The sequence below is a fragment of the Variovorax sp. WS11 genome (assembly GCF_010499245.1).
Taxonomy (GTDB): domain Bacteria; phylum Pseudomonadota; class Gammaproteobacteria; order Burkholderiales; family Burkholderiaceae_C; genus Variovorax.
In genome coordinates this window covers 946,143-967,768 of record NZ_JAAGOW010000004.1, presented here as the reverse complement: position 1 = coordinate 967,768, position 21,626 = coordinate 946,143, and the positions used below count along the sequence as shown (strand labels likewise).

At 59.7% G+C, this 21,626-nt stretch carries 11 protein-coding genes; 4 read left to right on the top strand and 7 right to left on the bottom strand.

Annotated elements, in window-relative coordinates:
* Positions 1–154 precede the first annotated feature (154 nt).
* The 3 genes from GXN78_RS34060 to GXN78_RS34050 are packed head-to-tail and all read left to right on the top strand — an operon-like array spanning position 155 to position 9,008.
* Positions 155–2,062: an AAA family ATPase gene (locus tag GXN78_RS34060; RefSeq protein ID WP_239143002.1), complete on the top strand. Its 1,908-nt coding sequence runs from the start codon at positions 155–157 to the stop codon at positions 2,060–2,062.
* A complete protein-coding gene (locus GXN78_RS34055; RefSeq protein ID WP_106560452.1) occupies positions 2,059–3,612 on the top strand; it encodes a hypothetical protein in 1,554 nt (517 codons plus the stop codon). The genes GXN78_RS34060 and GXN78_RS34055 overlap by 4 nt, the downstream gene beginning before the upstream one ends.
* The gene (locus tag GXN78_RS34050) at positions 3,606–9,008 is read left to right on the top strand and encodes an FtsK/SpoIIIE domain-containing protein (protein ID WP_106560453.1); all 5,403 of its coding nucleotides are present in this window, start codon (positions 3,606–3,608) and stop codon (positions 9,006–9,008) included. The genes GXN78_RS34055 and GXN78_RS34050 overlap by 7 nt, the downstream gene beginning before the upstream one ends.
* Before the next feature lie 78 nt (positions 9,009–9,086).
* Here GXN78_RS34050 and GXN78_RS34045 read toward each other — a convergent pair whose 3' ends face one another.
* From GXN78_RS34045 to GXN78_RS34020, 6 genes are all read right to left on the bottom strand, one after another.
* Positions 9,087–10,346 carry a DGQHR domain-containing protein gene (locus GXN78_RS34045; RefSeq protein ID WP_106560454.1) on the bottom strand — a complete coding sequence of 420 codons (1,260 nt, stop codon included), beginning with the start codon at positions 10,344–10,346 and terminating at the stop codon, positions 9,087–9,089.
* Positions 10,343–10,864, bottom strand: coding sequence for a hypothetical protein (locus tag GXN78_RS34040; RefSeq protein ID WP_146163184.1), 522 nt, complete (start codon positions 10,862–10,864; stop codon positions 10,343–10,345). Before GXN78_RS34040 ends, GXN78_RS34045 begins: the two co-directional genes overlap by 4 nt.
* A 79-nt stretch (positions 10,865–10,943) precedes the next feature.
* Positions 10,944–11,786, bottom strand: coding sequence for a phosphoadenosine phosphosulfate reductase family protein (locus tag GXN78_RS34035; RefSeq protein WP_106560455.1), 843 nt, complete (start codon positions 11,784–11,786; stop codon positions 10,944–10,946).
* Positions 11,779–15,114, bottom strand: coding sequence for an ATP-binding protein (locus GXN78_RS34030; RefSeq protein ID WP_106560456.1), 3,336 nt, complete (start codon positions 15,112–15,114; stop codon positions 11,779–11,781). Before GXN78_RS34030 ends, GXN78_RS34035 begins: the two co-directional genes overlap by 8 nt.
* A complete protein-coding gene (locus GXN78_RS34025; protein WP_239143064.1) occupies positions 15,107–15,949 on the bottom strand; it encodes a DUF4007 family protein in 843 nt (280 codons plus the stop codon). Before GXN78_RS34025 ends, GXN78_RS34030 begins: the two co-directional genes overlap by 8 nt.
* Positions 15,950–16,270: 321 nt before the next feature.
* A complete protein-coding gene (locus GXN78_RS34020) occupies positions 16,271–17,986 on the bottom strand; it encodes an IS1634 family transposase (RefSeq protein ID WP_106561496.1) in 1,716 nt (571 codons plus the stop codon).
* Between the two features lie 44 nt (positions 17,987–18,030).
* Here GXN78_RS34020 and GXN78_RS34015 point away from each other — a divergent pair, with 44 nt between their 5' ends.
* A complete protein-coding gene (locus GXN78_RS34015; RefSeq protein WP_106561495.1) occupies positions 18,031–18,381 on the top strand; it encodes a DUF6788 family protein in 351 nt (116 codons plus the stop codon).
* A gap of 457 nt (positions 18,382–18,838) precedes the next feature.
* Here GXN78_RS34015 and GXN78_RS34010 read toward each other — a convergent pair whose 3' ends face one another.
* Complete coding sequence (locus GXN78_RS34010; RefSeq protein WP_106560271.1) at positions 18,839–21,466, bottom strand: RNA-binding domain-containing protein; 2,628 nt, start codon at positions 21,464–21,466, stop codon at positions 18,839–18,841.
* Positions 21,467–21,626: the final 160 nt, after the last annotated feature.

Below are 21,626 nucleotides of genomic sequence, written 5' to 3'. Positions count from 1 at the left end.
ACCAATTCCGTCCCCTACGCATTCGCTACGACAAGGCTGCCACGACTTCCTTGGTGTTACGCTCTGTAGCATTGAGAGCGCCGCCATCGGGCGTGACGCTGCCGGCATGGATGAATGTCTTCGATGGCCGGTGAAAAACGCTAGGAGGAGCAGCATGATGAACACGCCGCCGCAAAGCGAGGGCGAGCTTGGGGTCCCGCCGGCCAGCGCATGGGTCAGATTCCTGCGCAGCTATGGCCCCACACCAAACAACTTGACGATGTTTGACGAGTATGTGGCCGGCGCGTTGGGACGGGCGAAGGTTAGGCCTATCAGCCTGTCGACGCCGCTGCTGGACGCCATGGTGCAGCACATCGAATCGAATGCCCCGGGCTCCATGCTGATCGCGGGAACGGCAGGTGACGGAAAGACCTACCACTGCCGCGCTTTGTGGAGCCGAATCGGTGGCGATTCCAAAGATTGGTCCAGCAAGGGCAACATCAAAGAGCTTCGGCTTGCTGATGGCCGTTTGGCGGTTTTCATCAAGGATCTTTCCGAGTTCAACGGCGAGGAGAGCGACTTGCCGCTGGAGCGCCTTGAAAAGTCCGTGCTCGGTGGCGACGATTCCGAGGTAGTCATCCTGGCGGCCAACCACGGCCAACTTCTGGACAGGCTGCGCGATCTGGGAAGGCGCCAGGACCGCGTTCATCCGCTGCGCAAGCCGCTCCAAGAGCGATTCCTCCAAGCCGGTCCGGCGCCGGATCGGCTCGCGGTCTTCGACCTCAGCCGTACCACCAGCCGGAAGACTCTCGACGAAGTCGCCAAGGCGGTGGCGGGCCATCCCGAATGGGAGAACTGTAAGCGCTGTTCGCTGATCGCCAATGGGAAAGTTTGCCCGATCGACGAGAACCGCCGCCGCCTGCTCGGCGAAGCGGATGGCGGGCAGCTCGCGCGTCGCTTGGGTGATCTGGTCGAGATCGCGCGGCTCAACGGGCTGCATCTTCCCGTCCGCGACCTGCTGGCCCTGTGCTCGAACATAGTCCTCGGCTACTCCGATGCCAAGGAAGCGAAGGAGAACTTGTTGACCTGCGCAGATGTCGCCAGGATTCAGGAGAGCGGGGGCGTTGGCAAGGCGAGCATCTACGCCAACGCGTTCGGTGCCAACCTACCCAAGCGCAGGACTTCCGATCGGCCGGTCTTCAGGGCCATGGCCAGCTTCGGCGTGGGCGCGGAAACAACCAATGCCGTCGACGGGCTGCTGGTCTATGGCAAGGACGACTCGCGGCTGCAGTCCGATTTCGACCGCCTGATCGCGTCTGATGCGATTTATGGGGCCACGGCAACGTTTCGTGCGGCGCAGGACGCTTACTTGGAAGGGCACGAAGGCGCGCGGCTCGAAGGCGGTTTCTCCGAGTTCTTGGAAATGCTGGAGGCGCAGCGGCGCCGACTCTATTTCACGCTCCCCGAGGGCGAAGCCGGCTATCCACGCTGGTCGATGACGGCCTTCCGGTTTGCCGGGGACTACCTGGACGTCATCGAGGCGCTCAAGACCAAGAAGCCGGTGAGCGACGCTACACGGGGTCGCATCGCCAAGGGACTCAACCGAGTGATGACGGGTCTCCTGATTGAGAACGTCGACCGCATTTTTATCGCCAGCTCCGGAGGCTTCACCCAAAGCCGGGTGAGCGTGCTCTGCGACCACGAGACTCCCTCGCGCAGGCAAGGCGGCGTCGGCATGGCGATCCGCCTTGACGAAGAGACGGGGCGGCCGCAGCTCGATGTGTCGCTCGCTCCCGCGCAGGGCAACTCGGTCAGTTTCGATCTCACGCCCATCCGACACGAGTTTCTTTCGCGCGCCGCAGAGGGCGCGCTGCCAGCGAGCTTCTCCAATGAGTGCCTCGAAGATCTGTTGGCCTTCAAAGCGAAACTGCTCCGCAAAGCGGAGTTAGTCCGCAAGGCGGGTTTCGCGGGCGATGATGAAGAAGCCGGCGGCGAAGCCGCGGCGTTGACGCTCAACTTTATCGACATTGAACCTGGAGGCCGCGGGTTTGCGCGTCCCGTGACCGTGAGGGCGCCGCTGTGAGCGACATCATCAAGCGGCCCGAGATCAAGAGTGTCGATTTTTGCGTCGACGAGAACATCTGGGGTCATCGCCTCTACGACGAGCAACTCCCTCATCTGACGGTGCTGGAATTCCTGGGCGTGCTCGGGTCCAACCTCGACACGCCGTTGTTGCCCCAAGCGGGCATGGGCGGATCGGTCAAGTTTCAGCCTCAACGCCAAATCCGCCTGCGCGGGCTGCTGTTCAACAACCCCTACGTCGAAGCCATCGCCGAGATCGCGCTGCCCGACGAGGAGAAGTGGAAGCAATGGTTCGCCAAGTTCGCTGAGGGTGCGACGGGCAACGGCGATGGCGATATGGCGTACCTGCGCCGAGCCTTTTCGAGCTTCGATGATTTCGCGAAGGCCATCGAGCTGCTGCGCTCCTCATCCTTCGAATCGCGCAGCAACAAACGCTGGAGCTCGAAGTTCGCGTTCCCGTTCGGTCCTGACGCTCTCTATGAGGACTTGGAGATCGACGCGCGTGGAAAGATGAGCAATGACCGGCGCTTCTTCGCGCGCACAGGCGAGCTGCTCTATCTGATGCTCGCCAGGTCGGCAAAAGGGGCAATGCTCGGCCAGATCCTTTCCAAGCGGCTCTTCGACCGCGAAGCTTCGATGAACCGGCTCGCCAGGACGCTGCAAGGCGGAGCCCAGCTCGCCGAGGATCCCCGCGCCGTAGGTTATCTGCCCGAAGCCAAAAACGCGCGCTTCGATCAAATCTGCGATGACTGGCTGTCGATCCTGGCCACGGATATGCCGATCTACGATGCGTTGGAACACCTGATTGCTGTCACCGGCTTGAACATGCTCCTCTACTTCCTGGAGCGGGCCAAGCGGCAGGCCGGTGACGACGACCCGGTGGAAATAGTCTGTGAGATCGTTTCCAAAGAGCGCACGAAGGTTCGTGCGCTCTCGGGCGACAGCTACCAGTTCAACCAAGGGCTTCCCGCCAAGGCCGTTCGCGCGCACGTCGAGTCGATCAGGCAAGGCGCCCAATGGACCAAGGCCGCATACGGCGAATTCCCTGAGGCCGAGCGGATCAAGCTCATGCGCGAGCAGTTCCAGTGGCCGCCCGCCGATGGTGACGACGACGAGGACTTCTCCGGAAAGAGCCCGGATACGCTGGTTGCTGACCTTGTCGATCTCGCGCTCGCTCGTCATGAGCAGCACGTAGGTAAGATTCACGTGTCCTGGTCGCGCGCCATCGGGCTGAGTTCGCGCAGGCTCTCCCGCCGCAACCGCTACGCGCCCAACGACCGGCTGCTTAAGTCGATCGTGGTCGCCATCGTGGATGACCGCATGCAGTTCGACGAGTTCTTGACGGAGGCCAAGCGCCGCTATGGTCTGGTCATCGGAGACGCCGAGGGCTCGCGCCTGATAGACGCCAAGCTGGTCGACCAGGAGGAGCTCAGCGAAAACCGGAGCAACCTCGAAGCCCGGCTTGTCGGCTTAGGCCTCGTGCGCAGGCTCTCAGACTCCTGCTCATTTGTTGAAAACCCGTTTACGTTCAAGGGAGAGGCCGCATGCTGACCGATCGCATCATCGGGCGCGTCGGCGCGGACATCCTTTCCAAGCGCATTTCCAACCCCGGACACCCGGGCGACTCGGTCGCTCTGTTCCGGCTCGACAAGCTTTCATCGGGTCAGATCGCAGCCGTGGCACGGGCGATCCTCGCCAGCCCTGACTTGTTGGCCAAGGTGGACTTGATGATTCCGGAGGCGCTGGTCGGCGGCCAGGGCCTGCCTCTGGAGATCCTGATCCCGCATAACGCGGGCTTCGTGCGTAACAACGCCGAGACCAGCAAGGCGGCGATCCTGACCGCCAACGGCAACGAGCACAACCTAGCGGACACGCTAGGCCATGTGATGGCCATCGGTGCCAAGGAGATGCGCGCTGATTCGGAGCCGTGGGTCGAGGCCGCGTTGCATGTGGGAGGCTTGTCGCCCGTCCCGGATGACCGCGCGGTATTCCAAGCGGCCCTCAACGGCCTGCTCTCTTCCTCCGAGCTCTCGCTCGTGCAGCTTGGCGAGTTTTGCTCCGAGATCATCGAAGCCATTTCTACGCGCGGCTTACCCATCCGCGACGCAGTGGGCCACGCGCTGCCCAAGGCGGGCCTGCCGCGCGATAGCTCGTTCTTCGCCAATACCAAGACCTTTGCGGCTTCTAGCAAGCCTTGGCAGAAAGCCTTCGCCAAGCTCTTTGCCCAACGCGCGCCGCTGCTCAAGAAGCTGCGCCAGAACGGCCAGCCGTTGGACGCAGAGGAGCTGCGCGAGCGTATCGCTGAGCACGCATCCGAGATCGCGGACAGCGCACGCGAAGCCTTGGACGCCTTCGTCGCGGCGCCGGCGGGCGACTTGGACGCAGCGACCGAGCTCGCCAAGTTTGAGTGGGAGGGCGACGGCGTCTACCTTGCTTTCGACAAGCCCAAGGAGAAGCTGCTCGGCCTGTCCGACTCGACGATTCGGTTCTTTGATCACGACTGCGAGCCGGAGAACTCGCTGGATACCGAGGGCCGCAAGCTCCTGGAGGACTTGAAGACACGCGAGCGTCGGGCGGACTTCAACGGGGAGGACGAGGAGTTCTTCGCCAAACACCGTCGGCTCCTGGAGCAAGACTTCAAGCTCTGCGCGCGGTGGGAAAAGGCGCTCTATGGCAAACCCATCGAGTGCAACGACTTCTTCGACGGCTTTGCGCGCGTGGTTAACGGCCTGCACGCGGGGCTGCGCGAGCCCGAAGGCGAGCGTATCCTGCGCTTTACCGTCACCAAGGGCCGCAAGGAGTGGCGCGAGCGCTTCAACTACGACGCGGGGAGCTATTTCTCGGCGATGTACCGGGGCTTGAAGGAGCTGATGGGCTCCAAGGCCGACTGGAAGGTCGAGCGCATGGGCAACGCCAATCTGCCCGATCCGCTCTTCGACTACGAGGCGTTCTTCGTTACGGAGAAAGAGCTGCGCAACGACAAGAAGAACAAGGTCAAGCCCAACTCTTCCCTGGCGAGGGCCGCGCTCCAAATTAAGTTCGACGTAGCCTTGGTCCAGATTTCCAAGGGCAAGGAGGCGGTTTTGGCCAAGACGCAGCTCCTGTGGAGCTACCGGCCTACGTCGATCGGCTTGTCGATGGTTGCCGATATGCGCCGCCTCTTGGAGAAAGGCGCTGTGGGCAGCACGGAAGTGCCGCGCCGGCTGGTGAGCAAGAAAGGCGGGGTGCAAACCGTGTCGCTGCTCGACACGGGTACCTTGGAGGCGACCTTCGCCCGCGACGCCGGATCGCTAGTCCCACCCAGCAACAAGTTGCGCAGCCTCAGAGCGGAGATCAAAGGCCGGATCAAAGACCTTGCCGACGAAGGCCGCCTCACCAGCCAACAGCGCGACGAGATCCGTTCGGCTTGGGACAAGTTCGAGGAGGGCTATATCCAGGCGATCACGGACTTCATCGAAACCGGCCTGCACGGCGAGGCGGTTATGCGGCAGGCCGAGTCCTTCGCGGCCCTGCTGTCGACGTTGATGACCCATGCCCGGGGCGATGTCTGCCGGTCGAGGCTGGTGTCGGAAGTGCTCTCCATCGGCTCCGCTCGCGTGGCCGGTGACAACCCGGCTCTGATCATCCCGCCCTGGCACCCGGAGCGCATGAAGGCGTTGGCGGTCAAGTCGCGTCGCATCGCGGGTTTCGCCACGCACTTACTCTCGAGCGGCAACATCCTTTATGGTGATCGCGAGATTTTCATGCGCGAGCTCTCCGACGAGATCGCCCACCCGTTTTATCCGGAGATCGCCGTCCTTAGCAAGGCCGGCGCGCCGATGCTGGTGTCCGAAAGCAGCACGGTCAACGGCTACAGTCTGTTGGAGTCGCCTACGCGTGGTGCCGAGGACGCCATGACCGATGTGGACCCGGCCTCAGCCGCCAAGCAGGCCCGTGAGCTCTTGGAGCGCTATATCGGGTTGCAGCCGCACGAGGCCTCTAACCTCAGCGTAGTGCTTTACAACGCCGATGCCGCGGAGCTGCCGCTTGCCACCGTACGTGAGCTCTCGTCGATCCAGGAAGACGGCAAACTGCAATGCAGCGTGTCGGTGCGCCACTCCGACCCCGCGAAGCTTCGCAGCGTCTATGGCGAGTTGGTCAACAAGGCTGGCGATGACTCGGATATGCCTGTGGTCAGCGAGACCAGCGACAACTTCATCTCAAACCTGCGCATCTCGGTGACACCGATTTCGTCGACGCCCAGCGAAAGCGCGCAAGGCTTCAAGGCCTTCGACGTGGCATTCCTGCATGACGTGATCGCCCGCGCTGCTCAGTCGGAATGGCTGCCCGTGGCTTGGACCAACGAAAGGCCAAATTTGGAGCACGCCCCATCACGCTGGTCATATCGCAGTGTTTCAGGCGAGAACGAGCTCAAGTCGACGACTTTCCTCACCTGTCCTTGGCAGACGGCCTCCGGCTGGTCCTATGTGTCGGCGGTGGCAGCCGTTTGCCGTCAGACCGACGCCTTGCCGGACGAACGCTTCCTGCCAGCTCGGCGCATCTCGCTGCAAAGCCCGGCATTGGCGACGATGATTAAGGACGCGCATGACTTGGCCGAGTGGGTCGCGACCTATGACGAGCTGTTGGATAAGCGCCAGCTCCAGCACAACAACATCACCGTCGTCCGCTATCGCCGCGGCTCGACCAATGGCCGCAACATGATCGTCAGCTCGACTTCCGAGCTACGGCTGCTGGGTGTGTTGGTGCGCAGACGCCTGGGCGAGCTGAACCTGCAGCTTAACGCCGATGAGATCCAAGCGGCGGCTGACAAGGCCAAGCGGGACGCGCTGTCAGTCTCGGGCGACATCGTCCTGCGCGCGGCCAAGCGCGGCATTTCCGCCGGGGAAATGATTGGCCTTGTGCTGAGCCGCCACTTGCTCGCCGAAGAGTTCAAGCAGGCCGCCGGTGGCGGGCAGGTCTTGACTGCCTACTTCCTGCTGGACGACTACGCGAGCTGGCTCTCGCAGCCGGAGAGCCGTATCGCCGACGTTCTTGCCTTGAACGTCGAGGAGAGCGAGAAGGGCGTTCGCGTCGTCATCGCGATTGTCGAGTCCAAATACGTGGGCGCGGATGGCTTGGCGAAGGCGCGCCGTGATTCCAAGGACCAGCTCCTCGCGACGCTGGGTATGTTCCGGGAGGCTCTCTTTGGCGATCCCGGTCGCCTCGATCGCGACGTTTGGCTTGCGCGCTTGGCCGACCTGCTCATCGATGCGGAAATTCCGCCTGGCATGACCGGCTTGATGGAGCGCGCCCGCGCGAAGCTGCGCGAAGGCGACGTCGAGATCTCGCTGCGCGGCTATTCGCACGTCTACGTCCACACTTCCGATGCTGGTTCGACTTCGGCCTCCGATCAAGAATTGCTTGAAGAGTCGGATGGCGTCCAGGCTTGGCAGGAGGTCTTCGACCGGCCGGAGCTGCGCAAGCTCGTCGAGGCCTACGCGAAGGGAGAGGGCGCATTCGAAGCCCGCGCCGGCCTTGGCTCGCATCACCCCTGGGGTGGCCACGGCTTCAAGAAGCCGGCGGCGCGCGTGCCCTGGTTGGCGGCAATGGACCAACTCGCAAGCGGCCTTTCGGAGCCGGCCGAAGAGGATGTTCCGCTGCCGCAGCCGGCGAGTGTCTCGGATTTTGACTCCAGCGTCGCCGTCGAGCCGACTGGGTCCGCGCAAGAAGAGCTGCAGTTGCAGGGCTCCGCGGCCCCTTCGACCGCCGTGACCTCCGCCGCTGAGCCCATCCTTCGCGGTTCCCTGGCTGCGCTCGCCGCGTCCAAATGCGCAGGCGGCGCGGAGGCGGACGCCGAGCGAGAAGCCTGGTCGCAAGATGTCACCAAGAAACTCAAAGCCGCGCTCAACAGCTATGGCCTGCAAGCTGCCATCCTGGGCACCCGGTTGACGCCCAACGGCTGCTTAGTGCGCCTGGCCGGCTCCGACAGGCTGCGCGTCGAGGATATTGAAAACAAGCGCACCCAGCTCTTGACCACCCACGCAATCAACCTCGTCACCGTGCAGCCGAAGCCCGGCGAAATCGTGGTGACAGTCGCGGGCTCAAAACGGCAAGCGGTGTCTCTGTGGGAGCTATGGGCTCGCCGCGAGCTCAACCGCAACCTCGCCGGCATCAACACGTCTTTCTTGCTGGGCCTCCAAGAAATCAACGGCGCGCTGCTATATCTGAACCTCGGCGCGGAGTTTGGCGGCCTCTCATCCCACGAACCACATGCACTGGTGGCTGGGGCCACCGGCAGCGGCAAGTCCGTCCTCATCCAAGCCTTACTCTTGGACATTGCTGCGACTAATCCCAAGGAGCTCGCGCAGATCGTCTTAATCGATCCCAAGATGGGCGTGGACTACGCCCCTTTGGCCGACTTGCCGCATATGCGCGAAGAGATTGTCACCACCAAGGAGCGCGCGACTGAGGTGCTTGAAGTGCTGGTTCAGGAGATGGAGGATCGCTACCGGGCCTTCGCTAAGGCCAGGACTCGCGACTTGCCGACCTACAACGCCAAAGCGCAGGTAGCGGAGCGCCTGCCCATGCTTTTCGTCGTTCATGACGAGTTTGCCGACTGGATGCTCGATGACGCCTACAAGGCGGCGGTGAGCGCTGCGGTGCAACGCCTTGGCGTGAAGGCCCGCGCGGCCGGCATCCACCTGATCTTCGCTGCGCAGCGCCCCGACAAGGACGTGATGCCCATGCAGCTTCGCGAGAACCTGGGCAATCGTTTGATCTTGAAGGTCTCTAGTGAAGCCACTTCTAAGATTTCCCTGGACCGCCCTGGGGCAGAGCTCCTGCTCGGGCGTGGTCATCTAGCCGCTAAGCTTAACGGTGAGCAAGGGCTTGTCTTCGCGCAGGCCCCGTTTCTGTCGGACCAAGACATTGAGGCTGCGGTCGAGGCGATTCGAGCTGACAACGCTTAAGCGCCCGTACCAGTGTGGCCTATCGGATGATGAGATCGTCCTGCAGTTTCAGCAGGGCTGCGAATCTGCAAGACGCGACTAAGTGACTTTGGGTGGAAGCTGCGCCGTCTCGTCCGCCATGGCCTTTCGATACCTGCTGAGTAAGGTTGCCTCCGAGTATTTCGAAACCCCGACCATGTGCATCAGGACCTCTCGGACAGTTATTGTGTGGGCGTTTGAAATGGTCTTCGTGCTTGGACTCCACATGAGGCCGCTATAAGGCGCCTCGCCCAAGTTGCGAGGAAGCTTACTGGCCAGTGCAACGGCTTTTTCTAGCGTCATGTGTTTGCTAAGTTTTGCGATGACCTTGGCAAAGATGTCGAGCCCAATTGGACGAAACAATGCAGTGCCCCCATGGGGGCCGCGATGCTGTTGAACCACCGTCTCTGGATTACCCGATTTGAAATAACTCTGAACTTCCGAAAAATTCTTATCAAGCAATCCAAAGAATTTTTTTGACAATTCGAAATAAGCATCAAGCTTATCATCAGAAGGTCGAATCCTTTGGAGGTCAGCCTTTCTTGCTTTTATTTCCGTCGGGATTTGTGTAAAAAGCGTTATGAGCACGTCGTAGAGATTGCCGATTGTTGTTATGCTGACGGCGTTTTTTGTCGGCATGTTGTTAGAGGCAACGAAGGCAATCTTGTCTCCAGAAAAGAAATCCGTCTCTTCAATAAGTTTTCTGACGCAAATCGCCATTGCATCATCTTCATCTAGGGCGATGATGTCGCCTTTCGAGACGGGGCGGGCAGTCTTGTTCAAGGTAGTGAATAACCGGCGGGTTCGCTCCAGTCCTTGCGGAGTGGTTTTGTGTGCGACAAAGATGACGGATAGCTCGTCAGCGTGGTCTTCCGGAAGTCCTTCCGCGACAGCTTTCTTGATGCCCGCCAATCTATGTTGACCATCCAAGGCGAAGAGCTCCTCATCCCCACGGAAAGAGAGAAATCCCACCGATTCCAGCGCCTCTTCTGAGAGCTCGCCAAGTTCAGGCCCACCGGGCTTTGACTTGACGCTGGAGATTGCGTGCCAATTGGGTTGACCTCCATATGTCGCCACTACCAGTGAGTTGAAGAATCGCTCAGGCTGATTCTTGATGTAGTTCGCGATCTGCGCGCTTCTGGTTAATCGAAGTTGCCGCTGAATCATTCCCGACAGGTTCTTGTTCTTGTGGACTTCTTCGGCGAAACGAACTCGCTCAGATAGTTCCTGCACGCTCATTAAGCAGGTGTAATAGACCCAATTACCCATGACTCCGCGAAGAGCGGGGAGGGTGAGTTGTTTGTTGTTGCTGCCGCTCATCGGAATGCCCTCCGCTTTCTCTTTGTATCAGCCTCTAGGTCGCCTTCTGAAAAAGGTGGAAGTAGAGCTGTATTGAGTTGGGTTTCAAGTTCTTCGAGTTGGTCGGAGGTAATAGCGTCTTCGACGGGTGCAAAGTGAAATCGTAGTACGTCTTGCCAGTTTGCAATCATTCGAGCGATCCGTTCACGCTTGATGATCTTTTGAGGGTTTAGATAGTCCTTGTATCGGGCCTTCAGAGAGCGATCCGATCTTCTTCCGGCGATTCCGATGTAGAGGATGTAGCCATGTGGAGGCAGGATTTGGCTCGGATACGATATGGAAAAAGCATAGATGCCGCGTTTGTCTGACGGCACTTGATCAATCTCGGCATCACCATATTTGATGCTTTGCCAATTGAGGCCGGCTAGTACGAAAGCATTGTTTGATAGTTTTGAAGGGGAGATTGCTATTTCAAATCGGTATTTGCCGATTTCTGTGTCGGCTTGATTGACAAAGTCAACAACGGAAGACAGATCCAAACCAACTCCTCCAAGCTAAACTTGCATCACACGTGGCGCCTTCTTTGGGCCTTCTAAGGCTGCAATGCAAGCCACAGTCTCATTTATGGCAGACTAGGCACGAGCCGCCGCCTTCGTCTTCCCCATAGACATCATCGATGTCCTCTGGGCAGGCCTTCACAGGCCGTAGCGGGTTGATGGGGATGCTCTTGCGCTGACGAGCGCGGCGGACTTCGTACTCAGCCTCTATCGCGGTCACGCGCTCGGGCTGCTCCAACTCACTGAGCGACTCGCCCTTTGACCAAGTGAAAGGCGAGCCGTGGTCCAAGGCGTCTTTCTCCAGTGCCTTGGCTGCCTCGAATGACTCGGGGTGGCGCTCTTTCAGCCTGACCCATTCGATCTTTTGTTGGAAGAAGCAGAAGGTGCAGCCACTGCGCGAGCGCCACTCGTAATACTTCGGGTACCCGACGCCGGAGGACTCCAAAATGTCCATCACGCCAGCCTTGTCGATGCCGGCTTCGCGGAAAGGCAGTTTCACGAAGAGGTTGTCGGCCTTGGCCGAATAGCCTTCGCGATAGTCCTCGTCAGCGCGAATGGCGACATAGGAGGTCACCTTGTCCCCTGCGGCTAGCCAAGGCCTAACCCATTGCTCGAAGGGCGCCAACTTGAGCTTGCGGGTGCACCAACGGGTTTGAGGGCTTGGCAGAAAATGGTTGTATTCGCGAAGCCAAAACTGGAAGTCCCGGCGCGGATTGAGTCTGGCGATGGGTTTACCCACATAGCCTTCCAAGCGGCCGAGGAACTCGTACACCTCTGGGAGTTCTTCGCCCGTGTCGGTGAAGAAGTAGTCAATGTCCAGGTCTGGGTGGTGGTCCCGCATGTAGATCGCCAGGGCGGCGCTGTCCTTGCCGCCAGAAAGCCCCAGAACGTGCCGTTCAACCATTTGCCAACTCCTTGTCGCTGGATGCCAGCTTCATCCCTGCCTTGGCGAGGATCGCCAGCAGCACTTCGGTTCCCAAACCTTGTCCTTCCAGCATCGAAGCGATTTCTTCGGCTTTCGCTTCAACGGTCTTCCGATGGCGGTCGGCGATGGAGAACGACCGCGAGATCGTCTTGGTATCGGAGCCGGTCCCGATGACCACCGCGATGGCCTCGCTATGGGCCTTCCGACCCTGGACGGCCACGTAGGCTTCCGCTTCGCGGAAGCCCCGGGCGAACTTGGCCAGTTCCAAGATCGCCGCGTCTATGTGCCGATCCACCCACTCGCGCGGAGGCTTCTCTGCCGCCAAGCTCAGAATACCTTCGAGCGATTCGCGGCTTCCATCGAACCCTGCTAGTCGCGTCGCGAACGCATCCATACGCAGATCTCCCGACACGCCGGCTACGGCTTCGGCGCGCTCACGCAGAGCGTCCATGTCATTGCGGCCTGCGTCGAGCGCGTCGAGCATCTTGGCTTCGACCATCGTCAACATTTTTCCGTAGGCTCCCGCGAGCTCATGAAGCGGCGCCCGCAGGGCCTTCACGTAGGCCTTGCCGTCAGCGGCGCTAAGCACTGACGCCAGGTCGACAAACAGAACCTTGTGAGGGTCGCTGGCCTTCAAGAGCATGTCCCGCATTGCCTTGGCAGCTTCACCCAGGCGCTGCGTCCTCCGGGTCCATTCCGGCAAGTTGAAGACCATAGCCACCAGTCCGCGGGCAGCCTCCAGCGGGTCCGCAGCGCCGGCGCTTTCGCCGATCTCAGCAAGGAGCTTGGCGATGCCTTCGAGGATGCGGTTCTTATCCTCGTCGATCGCTACCCAGCGCAGTGAGAAGCGGCTGGGGTCTTGCAGGCACTCGTCGATATCAGCGTCGGTCAATCGTGGCACGAACATCCCGTCCTTGTAGACGCCGATGTTGGCCTTGTGGGCGAGCATAAAGGCGGAGAGCATGACAGGCTGAATGCCTTGCTTCATGCCGAAGGGCGGCGCGCTCCATAGGCTGTAGATGCCGTCGGCCCCGATCCGGGTGTTGGCGTCCGAAAACAGGTTCCGAGTTGCCCGCCAAACGTCCTCAAACCCCTCAGACTTGCCGTCGCCTGGCGGAAGAAAGCGCCAGGCTCCAGAGGCGTCTTGCCGGTACAGCTCCGTGTGCCTTAGCAGCGTCTCGTAGAGCCCGCGCTCCGCCGGAAAACCTTCGATGCCGAGGGCCTCTTGGCCCTCGGCGCTGACCATGGCGTGGAGGAGATCCCGACGTGCCTTGACGCTGTTGCTCGACACGCTGTCCCGGTTGACCAACTCGCTCCAAACCGGGGGCGAGGAGCTGAAAAGGTCATCGGCGAGCTCGGAGGCGACTGGAGACAGCTTCGAGCCTGGCTCGACGATTTGGTCGCTCCCGTCGTGCCACTTCGCGAGCGAAACTGCAGCCTGGAGCTGGTCCTCCAAGTCGGCTCGGGTCGCCGCCAGCCGGGCATAGACCTCACGACGGGCGACGGCATCGCCTGAGAGCTCATGCCGGTCTTTGACATGCTCCAACGCCACCAGCTCGGCCGAGAGTTCGGCGATGCGGGAGTGGTTGCTGGGGATACCGACCATCACCGGCCAAGGGCGCAACTTTGAGCATGCCTGCGCGCGTTTGCGTGCCTCGCGCAGGCTCATGCCGCGGCTGGGCAGGGCCAGGATGAAGGCTCCGAAGTCGCCCCTGCGAGGGAAATAATCATTGGCGATCTTCTCGGCCTGCTCGATGCTGCACAGGGTCAACTCCATCCAGCGCATCGATCCCGTCTCGTGGTAATGCCGCTTGGCGACCACCGGATGCAAACCCATGAGCTGCGATAGGCGCCCATAGTCGATCCCTGGCGAACTGGCGAGGGCTTGCGCGATGGCGGCGTCGATGTCGAAGTCACTGCCTTCGAAGACTGACCAGGCGCCGGTAAAGCTCTTGTAGAGGGCGACCTTCAGCGCAGCGAGCCTTTGCAGCGCGGCCTCAAGCTCTTCGCGAGACCTGTCGTAGAAAAGAGCGCCCAACACGGCCGCGTCGGCTGCCAAGCCCGATCCATTTCGGAACAGATCAATGACGGCGATGTTCTTGATCAAGGAAACTAGCAACGGATCGCCCGTTTTTGCTTCGGCGCGTTCGACCGCTTCCACGGCTTGCGACCATCGGTGGCCGTCGGGCGAGGCCAGGATTGCCGGCTCCAGGTTCGCTCGCAGGTAGTCCCAGTAGTCGCTCGGCCTGTACCACGTCGCTTGGCTGATCGGGGTCGAGTTCAGGTAAGAGCGGAAGCCATGAGGCTCCACCGACGACAAAAAGCCGAAGGTGCTGCGCTCGTTCTGGCCGAATTGCCGCTTGGAGATCGGGCCTAGCAGCGCGGCCATGGCTGGGTGCAACGGCCAGCACGCGGCGAGTGAATGGGCAAAGGCCTCCCCGACTGCGGGGCGGCGCGATCGTATGGCGTCGGCGATGACCTTGGATGCGTCGATCATCCAGTTGGGACGCCGTTTGGCGTCAATCGCGCGCCCAATGAGCTCTACTACTTCATCGCTGGCCGCCACGAACGGAAGGTCGAGGTATCGACCTTGGACTTTGGCCCAATCATCGCGGGTGTCGATGCCAAGCCGGGCGGAATATTGAGCGAAGGATTGGTGCAGCACACCCACGACCACCAAGCGGCCGTCCGAACGGGCCGCGGCTTCGGCAAGCTCCTGGAAGAAATAGACATCATCTCCGGAACCTAGCGCGGAGGCCTCCAGGAACTTGCCCATCTCATCGAGGATGACCAAAACTCCGTCCTGCAGGCGGTCCTTGGCCTCTTGAATGAGTTCGGCAATGACGCTTTGGGCATTGGGCTTGTTGCGTCCGTCAACGCTCTTGCCTTGAGCTCGCCTGATCGCGGCCCCAAGGTCGGCTACGACGCTACCGCGCCGGCCCACCACGGACATCAGCAGCCACCCTTTGCGGACCGGGAACGCTCTATCGAAAGCGGGCTTGGAGTCCAGCCCCAAGGCGTGGCGTGCGCGGGTTCTGAGGGCCTTGTCGGGATGCAGCGCACTGGCTAGGGCCACGGCCAATGAAGACTTACCCCCGCCGAATGGGCCCGTCCAAGTGAAGCTGCGTTGGTTAGTGTCAGAGAGCTGCCTGCACATGCCGTCAACAATTGACGCGGCAGTGGCATGGCAGATGTAGCCCGCTAGGGCGTCGAGGCGGCCGATGTCCGTGTCGACTCGAATCGAACGTTGGTATTGACGCGAGATTTGGACGAGGTCCGACAATGCGTCTTCTTTATTTTCACTCATAGGCGCGCCTGATCAGTTCTTTGCTGTCTTCCTTCGACATGGCCTTGCGGTGCACTTGGCGCAGGCCCGCCGAATCGGTCCAAGTGAGCTTGCCGCCGGTGAAGTCGGCAAGACCGATCAGCCGTTGCGCGATCGACTCTTCGTCGAGTTTGAAGACGCGCCCCGGCGAGCCTTCTGAATAAGCAACTGTCTCGAATGCCAATGAGCTTTGCCCTTTGGCTGCGCGGTCCCAGAAATCCGCCAACGCGTAAGCGAACACGCCATCGTGCAGAGAAGCCTTTGGACCGCGACGGAAGGCATATTGGCCCTTGTGGACTTCCTGCAGCAGGCCCAACTCGCCCAACAGTGGTTCGGCGAAGTCCTCGGGGGAGCCACCGGCCGCTCGCGGTGCGTAGCTGCGCAAGCACGTCTCCAAATCACGGGAGATCGTCGAGGCGGATAGTCGATGCTTGGGGTCAAGCTCGCGGGCGTATCGCGCCAAGGGCTCTTCGAGCTCTTGGCGAGTGAACGTGGGCGCCGTCACATGATTGAACAGCCATTGCCACGTCGTCGACCGGAAACAATGGCCGGCGAGTTGCCAATGGGCGAGCCAAGCCGTGGAAGGACTTTCAGCGTATGGGTCAAGCCCACCGTCCTGCAGAATTTCCGTGGCGAGGCCACTGACTCGGAAGCTATCGCCGTCCTCGTACATCACGCCGCACGCCAAGGCCCAATGACGGATGGACGCCACCATGTTCTTGCCTACGCCAAATTCAGCGATGGCCGCGTCCTCGGCGAAGATGGACTTACGGATGCCACCACTAATGGATTGGTCGAAAGCCTTCTTGAGCCACATTTGGCGCAGGGGAAACGTCTCATGGCCCGAGAAGTGGGCGGGCGTTCTTCCGCTGAGTTTGGAAATGGCTTGCATGAAAGCATTCTAGTGGCGAGCGGACCTGAACTGGTGGAACCCACCAGTTCAGGTCCGCTCGCTGAACAAGGCATCGCTTAGCCTCGGCAGAGCTGAATACTGTATAAACATCCATATGCTAGCCCCCTCGCTCGAGGTTGTCTACATCGATGGGCACGCGGTATCCGCCCATCGCAGTCGGTAGCCTTACTTTCCGCAGGTCGGGAGACGCATTTGCGCGTAATTTCCTGACTGCGAAGGACGGGTCTAGAACGTGCCGGGCGGGACGCCAAGGAGGGCGAGCACTTGGCGCTGCAACTGTGTGAGCTTGAGGTCGAAGACCTGGACGGGGTGTCCGTGCTGAAGCAGATGGTGGCGCTCGGCGAGGCTGAACAGCCGTAGCACCTGCTCGGTGGTGGGGTGCGCGCACTGGCGTTGCTCGGGATAGATGGGGAGTTCTTCGATGCCCTCGCGCGCCATGGCCTGGCGCAGCTCGCGCTCGATGAGGGCTTGAACCAACAGCGCGATGGCGTATAGCGTGAACAGCGCTTCGATGCGCCCCTCGTTCTTGAGGAAGACCGGGGCGATTTCGTGCACGGTCTTGACCTGCTCGAAGCGCTTCTCGATCATGGGCTGGCCCTTGTGGGCCTCAAGGACCTGGGCGGCGGTGAGCGTGCGGTCGTTGGTCATCAACGGATAGCAGCCATCACTCCTGCGGTCGTAGGTGATGGCGTCCTCGTCAATGACCCACTGCACGTCAAAGCGCCGCTTGGTGATCTTGCGGTAGGCGGTGTCGGGGCCGGGGCGACCGCGGCGCGCTTGCTTGAATACATGCTCCTCGCGCACGACGCGGCGCACCTTGAGGTAGCGGCCCACGTGGTGCTGCTCCAGGAGGAGCTTGATCTGCAGGTCGATCTCCGGGGCGCCGCGCAGTCGGGTCTTGGAGGAGGCCAGGCGCCGGCGCAGATCCTCGAACTGCTCGATGGCCGCAGCGATGTTGCGCAGGCGCCGGGCGTGCTGGCGCAGCGTCAGCAGCGTGCTCCAGACCCAGACGATGGACCAGGCCTCCATGGAGGGCAGAGGGGCGCGGTGCACGTACCAGCAGTCGCGCGGCCCGTCGCCGTAACGCGGGTTGGGCCGGTCCCAGACCAGGGTCCATTCGGGCGTGTGGGTCTGGATCCATTCGCGGAACTGCGCATCCTCCAGCCGGTTGCGCGGCATGACGGTGACGAAGCGGCCGCCCGCGCGGTCGATGTGATCCATGTTCTCGCGGGAACAAAGTTTTGAGTCCGCGCAATACAAGAAGTCGCTGCTGCCGGCAATGGCGCGTAGCGTGTTCCAAGTCTCGATGTGGGTGACTGAGTCGCTGGTGTTGCCGTCGGTGCAGCGAAACGCCACGGGGACGTTGCCATCGGCGCTCATGGTGAGGATGAACAGCAGCTGCTTGAGATCGGGGCGGTGCGCTTTGGACCTCCCGTACGTGATCGCCGGGGCGGTTCGCCCCCGGATCTGGCGCCCGCCCGCGCCGCGATAGCTGCCACAGAAGCTGATCGTCGTGGAGTCGTTGTGGAACTCCTCGAAACGCACACCGAAGCGCTGCCCGACGGCCAGGACGAGTTCGGTGAGCAACGCGGTGCGGTCGGCATCGAACAGGTGGTCCAGGGCCCGTCCGAGGCGGTCGTCGCTCAGGTGCCCCATCTCCCGGGCGCTGATGCCGAACATGCCGTCGGCGAAGCCGTGCACCGTCTCCTGCTGACGGTAGATGGGCTCACGCTCGACGATGATGGAGCGCAGCAGCACGCCCAGCGCGCTGGCGTGACTGACGGCGCAACGCCGGTCCGAGGCCACGAAGCGCGACAGCGTCTCGGTCAGCCCGATGCGCTCGATGAAGTGGTTGATCAGGGGCAGCGGGCCCAGGCGCTCGGTGTGAAGAGTGAAGCCTGCCTCCTCCATGGTGGAAGTGGGGGCTTGCGAGCGCGGCATGCTGGCGATATTATTATCGCCAGCAACACACCCGTCAAGAGCCTATGCCGAGTTCAGTCGCCCAACGCATTGAGCAAACCCGCGAGAAGATCGGGCGCATCCGAGCCGCGCTCACCGAGATCGAATACCTGTGCTCCGGCACGCTGCACAAGCGCACGAAGGTGTGCGGCAGGCCGAGTTGCCGCTGCGCCCAGGACCCCTCGGCGCGGCACGGTCCGTACTACGAATGGGGCCACCTCAGGGACGGCAAGCTTGTGCACCGCGTGGTCACGCCCGAGCAGGCCAGTTTGCTGCAGCAGGCCATAGACAACCAACGCCACGCCAAGAAGCTCATGCGGGCGTGGGAGGAGCAGACCGAGCGCCTCATCGACCTGGAAGCACCGCGCCAACCCTGATCTTCCCGGGCGTCAGGAAATTACGCGCAAATGCGTCTGCCGACCTGCGGAAAGTAAGGGTAGCGGCTCGCCGCGGCACCTTGATTGCGACGGTTCGGCGAGATGGTGCGCGCTTGGCTCCAGGAGCGGGTACCGTAGGGTCGCAAGGCGGCGTTGGCGCATCAGGACTGGAGAAGCCGGAAACTCATATTCGAGTTGGACGACGGGCAGTTTCTCGCTCGCGAGCCGCACAACTTCATCACGGGTCGGTGAGTCCCTACCAAATACACAATCGTCGTGCGCGACGCGGGATCGCTGAAAAATGAGTGCCAGGACATGGCCCTGCGGCGGATCTTGTTCGAAATTTTTTTTTGGAACACCCGTTCCAGATCGAGCGGGACATCCGACGTCTGTCGGCTCGCGAGTTCCGCAGAACTACGACGCGCTGAATGACGATGCCGCCTCCAAAAAGGCTGCCTCACTGCCGGTGGCTGTATTCCTCAATCGAATTGGCAACTGAATTGAGCTCATCTTCCATAAACAACGACAATTCAGGCCCATTTGCTGCATCATATTTTCGTTGAAACGCCAAAATCTCTCGTGCTGCATTGACTTGAGTTTTAGCCAAGCGCACCGCCTTTTGATCAAAATAATCCCGGCGCGCCACACTGTCCCACCAGGTTCTTAATTTTTGAAAGCCCATTCGAAGATGCATTGGGCGACGCACAAAACTGTCGAACGCTTCCTTCACCGCGAGCCATACCTCCAGATGATCGCCATCGTTCAAGGCTAACTCTTCAGTTAATAGCACGTAGCGAGAGAAAAATTCATTCTTCAAATCGCGCAGTTCAAGTACGTTTCCGACCGCTCTTCGTTTTTCGAACGCGCCGAAAATCTCTAGACCACCGGCTCTAAACCAAGTTGCCGCAGATCTAGTATCTCCAATAGCTAGCGCAGTGTTCGCCAGCTCCCTGTAGGCAGTTCCGCGCTGAATATATACCTCGCTTTGCGCCGCCTTATTGTTAATATCCGCAGAGGTGATGTCCAGGAGACCTTTCCAATCGAGAAGTCCGATCTTAGCCTCCACCCATAACTGTAATAGCTCCGGCCTACTAGATCCGTGAGTGCTTGCCTCCCGAAAATTCAACTCCGCATTTTTATAGTCCGGCGGAATGATTCGCAAATAAGCGCGGCCGAGCAAACAATAAAGATCTGGGATCTTCGAATTTTCATGAACCGCCTGCTTAGCAACATCTAGCGCAAGGTTTGGATTATCATCCTGCCAAATCGCGACGACCCGCCTAGCGATGCGCTCGGCTACAAAAGACTTATTGTTGCTCTGGAGGCGCAAACGCGCACATTCATCATCTATTCGCTTTGGGTCTTGCACCCGCTTCCGCACCACATCCCTCATTAATTGCAAACTGGACGGCACCGCGAGCGCAATACCTTGCGCACCAGATTCTCCGGATGAAACCAAATGATATTTTCGAAGCTCTGATACTGTATCTCTAAGCATTGCAAGGTTGGAATTTAGAATGACCACCAATTCATCTAGATAACAACTTCCCAACACAATCGCAGCATAGAGAGTTCGAATTTGAGAGTCCGTCAGATTCTTAAGTTCACGCTCAAATGCAAATTTTCGAACTTCTTCACCGTCAGCGCCCTTCCATCGCTTGAGGGCAGTCTCGATGTGCTCCCCAAGACTCACCAACCGAAGTACCGCATCCGCAAATATAGGACTTCCCTCGGTCGCAGAGTGGAATTGCTTCATTAATTGAGAATTGGCCGCATACTTCCAAGGCAAATCAATAGTCGCAGCGGACTGGGATACGTACTCAAAGAAATCCTGGGATACAAGACCTCCAATTTTAAATAATTGGGAGGGTGCTGCGCCGAGATCAAGACGAGCGGTAATCATGCATTTGCTCGGCTTGGGCGCCTTCGCCGCCGCGGTTATGAACGAATGCAAGAGCGTGTGAAACGCCTCCTGCTGGAGGTCTAAGGGCAGCGAATCAAGATCGTCTACAACGAGTAGTGCAGGCAAGTGCACAAGATTGGTCACCAAACACTCGACCAACTCATCTTTATCGTCAATGTCGGCATAGTTTGCTTCTGGCTCACCAAGCTCATTTAGTATCGCCTTGAGAAGCGAGATTACATCAGTGAAATCCACGCGGGACGCCTGATGAAAACGTCCTTGAATTGCTGTGTAAACAGCTTGCTTGGCGCTTAGCCAGACTACCTTTTCAATTCCGCTGGGTGAAGTTCGAACAACGTCTTCCACAAATTCTCTAACGAGCGTCGTCTTGCCAACCCCTCCGAAACCGGAAAATAGTTTCACTGGCGAATGCTCATCTAAGAACCAATTCCAGATTCGCACTAAATCGCCTTCTCTCCCGATAAACTCAACGAAGGAAGGGTCGCGAGGAGGCAAATTGTTAATCAGCGCTGCGCTGCCAGAAGGTTGAGCAGTGGCGAACGAAAGCGAGCGCCGTCCGATTGAAACAAGAAACTGAAAGTCTTCTGGTTCATCGGCGGGGGCGCAGCTGTCTCCTTTCCGAAGAAACACAGTGCCTTTAGTGAACAGGGCCTTTCCCGATCCGTCTGCGGGACCATCCTTACGAACTAACGTTATACCTTCTACATCAGGGCGCTGAGGGATCAATAAAACACCAATGGTTTTCGCGGCCGTCTTTATGGCGAGAGTTCGAAATGTGCATTCAATAGAGCATTTGCTGTAGGCCAAGACACGTCTATTGAGCTCGTCAACGTCGAAATCCCCTTCAAATCCAGATATTGATCGAGGGCTATCAGCAACTCCAAAGACGATATACCCTCCGTAGCTATTATAGAAAGAGATGATGTCCTTTATGAGCTCAGCCCATTCTCGCTCGATGAAGTATTTTTCCTCCCTGGTTGAGGATTTTGATCGTGTATGTGTGGGTTGTTTCAACTTGAAATCCCACAACTGCCGCTCGTAGGGCAGCGGATTTCCATCTTCAAACAACAAGTCAGTTACACGATCATCTATACAACCTTCGCGGATGAGGCCATGCAGTTGTACTTTTAGCTCAAGAATAGAAAAGGTCTTTTGAGTCATTCAAACTTCACCAATTAGTTGCTCTCGGGGATTTTCTTTTGGGAGGGAGGCATATGCGACCCAATGCCTGTACGGGAGGTTCACTCTGTCCCATGAATTCCGATTCTGGCAGATTTTTCGCGGCAGCCGACCAAGGCTAACCGCCAGAAAGGGAATCAAT